Here is a 6619-nt window from a genome sequence, read left to right as displayed (position 1 = left end):
GATCGCGCACACCACGCGCGATCGCGCCCTCAGCGGGGGGCAGTACGCGCTGGCGCGCCTCTCGCGCGTGTACTCCGTGGCACTGCCCGCGGTGCTGCTGGCGCTGGCCATCGACCTGGTGGGCATGCGGTTCAACCCGGGCCTCTACACGCCGGACTGGCAGTACCCCAGGCTCTGGTTCTACCTGCCGTTCCACTGGCTCTTCCTGGGAGAAACGTGGTTTGGCGCCATCCAGCCCTTCAGCATGGCGCCGTACTGGTCGCTCGGCTACGAGTTCTGGTACTACGTGCTGTTTGGCGTGGCCCTGTTTGTGCGCGGGCGGTTGCGCTGGGTCGCGCTGATCGGCGTGCTGGTCGTGATGGGGCCGCGCATCGTGCTGCTGCTGCCCGTGTGGCTGCTGGGCGTCTGGCTGCAGCAGCGCCTGCCCGGCGTGCGGCTGGGTCCGCGCGCCGCGCGCGCGCTCATGGGCCTGGCGGTGGTGGCCTATCTGGTGTTTTTCCTGTCGGGCTTGCGCGGCCTGACCGACGAGGCCTCCCGCCGCGCGTATGCCTGGTTCAGCCAGGTCCTGCCGATGCCGTTCGACCCGGGCTCCACGGTCCATGTGCTGTCGGACTATGTGGTGGGCCTGATCTTCGCGGGCTTTGTCGTCGGATGCGCGCGTTGCGAATGGGACTTCCGGGGGGGCGGGGCGCGGTGGATCCAGCGGCTCGCGGGCTTCACCTTCAGCTTCTACCTGATCCATTTCACCGTGCTGGTGCTGGCCAGCGCCCTGGGCCTGTCGCAGCCCGGCTGGGGCCTGTACGGTGCGCTCCTGATGGCGGTGCTCGCGGTCACCTGGGCGTTGGCCCAGGTGGGCGAGCTGCGGCGCGGCTGGTACCGGGCGTGCCTGCTGCGCCTGTGGAGCGCCGGCGCGGGGTGGCGCCGCGAGCGCCGGCCTGGCGCAGGCGCCTGACGACCGCTACATGGCCAGGCCGCGAGCGCCTGGCGCCAGGCGAGCGCAGGCGGCCAGGCCGCGCAACGGCAGGTGGAGGCTGTACACCTCCATGCCGCAGGCCTCTGTGCCCACATGGATCGAGGTGACCCTTGGCGCGGCCTCGATCCCCGCCTCGAACACCGAGGGCTCGATGGACAGGCCGCTTCCCAGGGCCTTGAGGCAGGCTTCCTTGCGCGTCCAGCAGCGCAGGAAGGCTTCCTGGCGCTGGTGCGGGTCGATCTGCAGCAAAGCCTGGAACTCGGCGGCGGAGAAATTGCGCTGGGCCAGCGATTCCAGGTCGCTCATGTCGCGCGGCACCTCGATGTCCACCCCGATCGGTGCCTCGTCGCAAAACCCGATCAGCGCCCAGTCGCCGCTGTGGCTCATGTTGAAGTAGGGCCGCTCGCCGCCCCACAGGCGGGGCTTGCCGAACGAGCCTTCGACGAAGGTCAGGCTGCGGGCCGGCTTGTTCGTCGCCTGGGCCAGCAGCTGGCGAAGCGCCGTGTGGCTGGCGCGGTAACGGCGCGCATCGCGCTCGAAATGGAAGCGGCTGGCCTTGCCCCTTTCGGCCTCGCTCAGCAGCGCCGTCTGTTCGGGGTCGCCCGGGTCCGACGGGGGCAGGCTCAGGTCGACCAGCCAGAGGGTGATGCCAGAGGCGGCAGGCGAGGGGAGCTGCGTCGCGGTCATGGCGTGCAACGGGCGGGTACGGGGTGCACGCAGGCGGCGACGGCGGGTGCTCGAAGGGTCATATTCACGGGCTGAAAGGAAACAGGGGTCGTCTATAGTGGCACGGACACCCGGGCCGCCACGCGGCAGCCCAGTCCGAGCCCACGGCTCGATGGCGCGAGTGTGCGGAAATGCACTTAATCTCCTGCACTTACGAGTTGTCACTGTGCTACGTTTGGTAACATCACCCCTTCTTGTAGGCAGAGACGTTCACGCCTTGCCGCGCGGTGGTCGCGGGGGGTGAACCGCAAGGGACGACACGATGAAACGCTGGACCGCCTCACATCCTGATCGCGGAACGACCGTGACCATCGGGACGCCCATTCTTCCTGCCTGGTGGCGGGGCGTGCGATGAACAGCCTGTGGTTGCAGCGCTTCGTGCCCAGGCCGCAGGCGCGCGCGCGCCTGTTCTGCTTCCCCCATGCCGGTGTGGGCGCGGCCGTGTACCGGCCCTGGTCGCTGGCGCTGCCCGCCGATCTGGAGCTTTGTGCGATCCAGCTGCCCGGCCGGGCCAACCGCCTGAACGAACCGGCGATCACGCACCTGCCCGAGCTCGTCAGCGCTGTGGCGTCGGTGTTGCAGCCCCACCTCGATCTGCCGTTCGCCTTCTTCGGCCACAGCATGGGCGCCGTGCTCTCGAGTGAAGTGGCGCGCGCGCTGCAAGCCACCGGCGCGCCGGCACCGCGCCACCTGTTCGTCTCGGGCCGGCGCCCGCCGCACTGGCCCAACCCCGATCCGCTGCTGCACGTGCTGTCCGACAAGGATTTCGTGACCGAGATCAACCGCCGCTATGGCGGCATCCCGCCCGAGGTGGCCGAGCACGAGGAGCTGCTGGCGCTGCTGCTGCCCGCGCTGCGGGCCGACATCCACGCGCTGGAGACCCACCTCCCGCCGGCTTCGCGCCCGCCGCTGGCCTGCCCGGTCACGGTGTTTGGCGGCTCGGACGATCCGCTCACGCCGCGCGCGCACCTGGACGGTTGGCGCGGCGAAACCCAGGGCGCGTTTCGCGTGCGGGTGCTCCCGGGCGACCATTTCTATCTTCAGGCGCAGAAAGACCCGTTGCTCGCCGACGTGTTGGCCACGCTCGCGCCGCTGTTGGCCCAGGCCCGGCCGCGCGAGACCCCGGCATGACCCACGGCGCGAACGAGCCCGTCGCCGTGGTGGGCATCGGGTGCCGCTTCCCGGGGGGGGTGATCGACCCCGCGAGCTTCTGGCGGCTTCTGAGCGAAGGGCAGGATGCGATCGGCGAGGTGCCGGCGGACCGCATCGACCTCCACCGGTTTTACGACGCGCAGCCCGCGACCCCGGGCCGCATGATGTCGCGGCGAGGGGGCTTCCTCGATCGCATGGACCTCTTCGATGCCGAATTCTTCGGCATTTCGCCGCGCGAGGCGCAGGTGATCGATCCCCAGCAGCGCGTGCTGCTGGAAATCGCCTGGGAAGCGCTGGAAGACGCCGGCCTGGACGTGCCGCAGCTCGAAGGCAGCGAGACGGCGGTCTACATCGGTCAGTGGGTCAGCGATTTCGAATCCCGCCTGTTCGCCCACCCCGAGGCCATCGACTTTCCGTCCACCCTGGGCAGCGGTCGCTACGCTTCTTCCGGCCGCATCTCCTACGTGTATGGCTTTCGCGGGCCGAGCCTGACGATCGATTCGGCCTGCTCCTCCTCGCTCGCGGCGGTGCACCTGGCCGTGCGCAGCCTGCGCAGCGGCGAAGCGCGCCTGGCCCTGGCCGGCGGCGTGAACATGATCCTGCAGCCGCACATCACCATCGGCTATTCGCAGAGCCGCATGATGGCCGCCGATGGCCACTGCAAGTTCGGCGACGCCTCGGGTGACGGCTACGTGCGCAGCGAAGGCGCTGGCCTGGTGGTGCTCAAGCGCCTCGCGGATGCGGTGCGCGACGGCGACCGCATTTACGCGGTGATCCGCGGCAGCGCGGTGAACAACGATGGCCGCAGCAGCGGCGTGATGGGTCGCCCCAGCCGCGTCGGGCACGAGGAAATGCTGCGCGCGGCCTACCGCGACGCCGGCGTGGCCGCCTCGCAGGTGTCCTACGTGGAAGCGCACGGCACCGGCACCCGCGCGGGCGACCCGGTGGAGATCGCCGCGCTGGGCGCGGTGCTGGGCGACGCGCGCGGGGCGCAGAGCACCTGCCACATCGGTTCGGTCAAGACCAACATCGGCCACACCGAAGGCGCGGCCGGCGTGGCCGGGCTGATCAAGGCGGCGCTCTCGCTGCACCACGGCGCGGTGCCGGCCAGCCTGCATTTCGTGAACCCCAATCCTGGCGTGCCCTGGGGCGAGCTGCCGTTTCGCGTGCCGACCTCGCTCGCGCCCTGGCCGGCGTCGGACATCCCGCGCGTGGCGGGTGTCAACTCGTTCGGCATCGCGGGCACCAATGCCCATGTGGTCCTGCAGGAGGCCCCGGCCGCCCAGGTGACGGCCGGGCCTGCCGTTCAAAGGCCGTCGGTGGTCCTTGCGTTGTCCGCCAGGCGCCCGGAGGCCTTGCGCGCGCTGGCTGCACGCTATGCCGATCGGCTCGCGCAGGAGCAGGCGCCTGCGCTGGACGATGTCTGCCGTGCCGCCGCGCTGCGGCGTTCGGCGCTGGACGTGCGCGCGGCCTTCGCCGCGCAGGACGCGGTTTCGCTGCGCGAGGCCCTGCAGCGCTTCGCTTCGGGCGAAGGCGAGCCGGTGCAGGCGCGCCCCGGCGAGCGGCCCAGGGTCGCCTTCGTCGTGCCCGGGCAGGGCGCGCAATGGAGCGGCATGGCACGCCAGCTCATCGCCACCGAGCCGTTGTTTCGCGACGTCCTCACGCAATGCGACGCCGCCGCCAGGCCCTACCTGGATGTGTCGATCCTGGCCCAGCTGCAGGCCGAACCGGGCACCGCCGAGGCGCCGCTCGATCGCATCGACGTGGTGCAGCCGGTGCTGGTGTCCCTGGCCATCGCCTACGCGGCGCTGCTGCGTTCCTGGGGCGTCGAGCCCGACGCGGTGGTCGGCCACAGCATGGGCGAGGTGGGCGCGGCCTGCATCGCCGGCGTGCTGGACATCGGGCAGGCCATGCAGGTGGTGTGCGCGCGCAGCCGCCTCATGCGCCGCGTCAGCGGCCTGGGCGCCATGGCCCTGGTGGAGCTGTCGATGGAGGAGGCGCGCCAGCGCCTGCACGGCCGCGAAGACCGGCTCTCCGTGGCGGTGAGCAACAGCCCGCGCTCCAGCGTCATCTCGGGCGAGCCCGGGGCGGTGCAGGCGGTGATGGCCGAGCTCGAAGGCGAGCAGATCTTCTGCCGCCTGGTGAAGGTGGACGTGGCCTCGCACAGCCCGCAGATGGAGCCGCTCGCGCAGGAACTGGCCGCGCAGCTCGAAGGCCTGTTGCCCTCGGCCGCGCAATGCCCGCTGTATTCCACCGTGCGCGCGCGCCGCGTCGAGGGCAGCGAGATGCCCGCCGCCTACTGGGCGGACAACCTTCGGCGCCCCGTGCTGTTCTCGCACACCGTCGAGCAGATGCTGGCCGATGGCATCACCGTGTTCGTCGAACTCGGTCCCCACCCGGTGCTGTTGCCCTCGCTGCAGCAGACCGCTCAGATCGCCGCGCGCGAGATCGCCACCGTGGCCTGCGGCCACCGCGACGAGCCGGCCAGTCTGGGTGCCATGGCGGCCCTGGGCGCGCTCTGGACACACGGCGTGGCCGTGGACTGGCGCGCGAGCCAGCCGGCGACGGGCCGCTGGGTCGACCTGCCGGCGTACCCGTGGCAGCGCGAACGGCACTGGGCCGATGTGGTCGAGGTGCCCACCTTCAACGCCGCCGGCGCAACCGGCCCGATCCGCAAGCCGGACGCGGCCTCGCTGGACTGGCTGTACCAGTTGCAATGGGTCCCGAGCGACCCGGCCCACGACAGCGCGGTGCGCCCGTCGCGCTGGCTGGTGGCCGGTGAAACGGGCGACGCCCTGGCGGCCGCGCTGCGCGGCGCCGGCATGCAGGCGCACGGCGTGCCCCTGGCCGGGCTGGAAACCGCGCTCGCGCAGGCCTGCGACCATGTCGTGCTCTGGGCCCCCGAGGAGGCCGCCACGCCCCAGCTTCCCCTGAGGGCGCTGCGGGCGCTGCGCCACGCCGGTTCATCGGCCCGCCTCTGGTTCATCACCCAGGCCGCCCAGGCCGTCGAGCCGGGTGAGCGCGTGCAGGTGCTGCAAGGCGCGCTCTGGGGCAGTGCCCGCGTGCTCGCCCAGGAGCACCCCGAACACTGGGGCGGGCTGGTCGACCTCGGCGCCAGTTTCGATGCCGCGCGCGGCGCGGGCCCGCTGGCAGACCACCTGCTGTGCGGGGACGGCGAAGACCAGGTCGCCTGGCGCGGCCCCTACCGCCATGTCCTGCGCCTGGTGCGTGCGCAGCGCGAACCCGGGGCGCAGCCGTTTGCCTGGCGCGCCGACGCGACCTACCTCATCACCGGCGGGCTGGGTGGCGTGGCCGCCCGCGTGGCCCGCGCCATGGTCGAGGGTGGGGCGCGGCGCCTGGTGCTGCTGGGCCGCACGCCTTTGCCAGAGCGCGCTCACTGGAGCGCCCTTGACCCGGCCAGCGCCGAAGGCCGGCGCGTGGCGGCCGTGCGGGCGCTCGAAGCCCTGGGTGCCTCGGTGCACGTGGCCGCCGTGGACGTGGCCGACAAGGCGCAACTGCAGGCCTTCCTCGCGCGCTACGCCGCCGAGGCCTGGCCGGCGATCCGGGGCGTGGTGCACGCCGCCGGCACCTTCGACAACCGGCTGGCCAGCCAGATGGACCCGCAGGCCTTCGACGCGGTGCTGCGGCCCAAGCTGGACGGAGCACGCTGGCTGGACCAGCTGTTGCCCGATCTCGACCTCTTCGTCACCTTCTCCTCCACCGGTGCCCTGGTGGCGCAGGCGGGGCAGGCCAACTACGCGGCCGCCA

4 protein-coding genes are annotated in these 6619 nt (G+C 71.9%); 3 read left to right on the top strand and 1 reads right to left on the bottom strand.

The features are described 5' to 3' along the window. Positions 1-952, top strand: a 952-nt coding sequence (locus KIT86_RS23615) for an acyltransferase family protein (RefSeq protein ID WP_367185464.1), incomplete at its 5' end; no start/stop codon positions are given. Between the two features lie 6 nt (positions 953-958). On the opposite strand, the gene KIT86_RS23610 is transcribed toward KIT86_RS23615, so the two are convergent. Continuing rightward, on the bottom strand, positions 959-1660 hold the full coding sequence (locus KIT86_RS23610; protein ID WP_297402950.1) for a 4'-phosphopantetheinyl transferase superfamily protein: 702 nt from the start codon (positions 1658-1660) through the stop codon (positions 959-961). A gap of 390 nt (positions 1661-2050) precedes the next feature. Here KIT86_RS23610 and KIT86_RS23605 point away from each other — a divergent pair, with 390 nt between their 5' ends. Further along, positions 2051-2830 carry a thioesterase II family protein gene (locus KIT86_RS23605; protein WP_297402949.1) on the top strand — a complete coding sequence of 260 codons (780 nt, stop codon included), beginning with the start codon at positions 2051-2053 and terminating at the stop codon, positions 2828-2830. Further along, on the top strand, positions 2827-6619 hold a 3793-nt coding region (locus KIT86_RS23600; RefSeq protein ID WP_297402948.1), incomplete at its 3' end, for a type I polyketide synthase. The genes KIT86_RS23605 and KIT86_RS23600, both read left to right, overlap by 4 nt.

Source organism: Hydrogenophaga sp. (assembly GCF_026125825.1).
GTDB lineage: Bacteria > Pseudomonadota > Gammaproteobacteria > Burkholderiales > Burkholderiaceae_C > Hydrogenophaga.
This window is presented reverse-complemented; position numbering and strand designations above follow the sequence as displayed.

Bases quoted from the DNA above. Each gene is read 5' to 3' on its own strand.
- KIT86_RS23610 (WP_297402950.1), bottom strand. From the start codon at position 1,660: ATGACCGCGACGCAGCTCCCCTCGCCTGCCGCCTCTGGCATCACCCTC.
- KIT86_RS23605 (WP_297402949.1), top strand. From the start codon at position 2,051: ATGAACAGCCTGTGGTTGCAGCGCTTCGTGCCCAGGCCGCAGGCGCGC.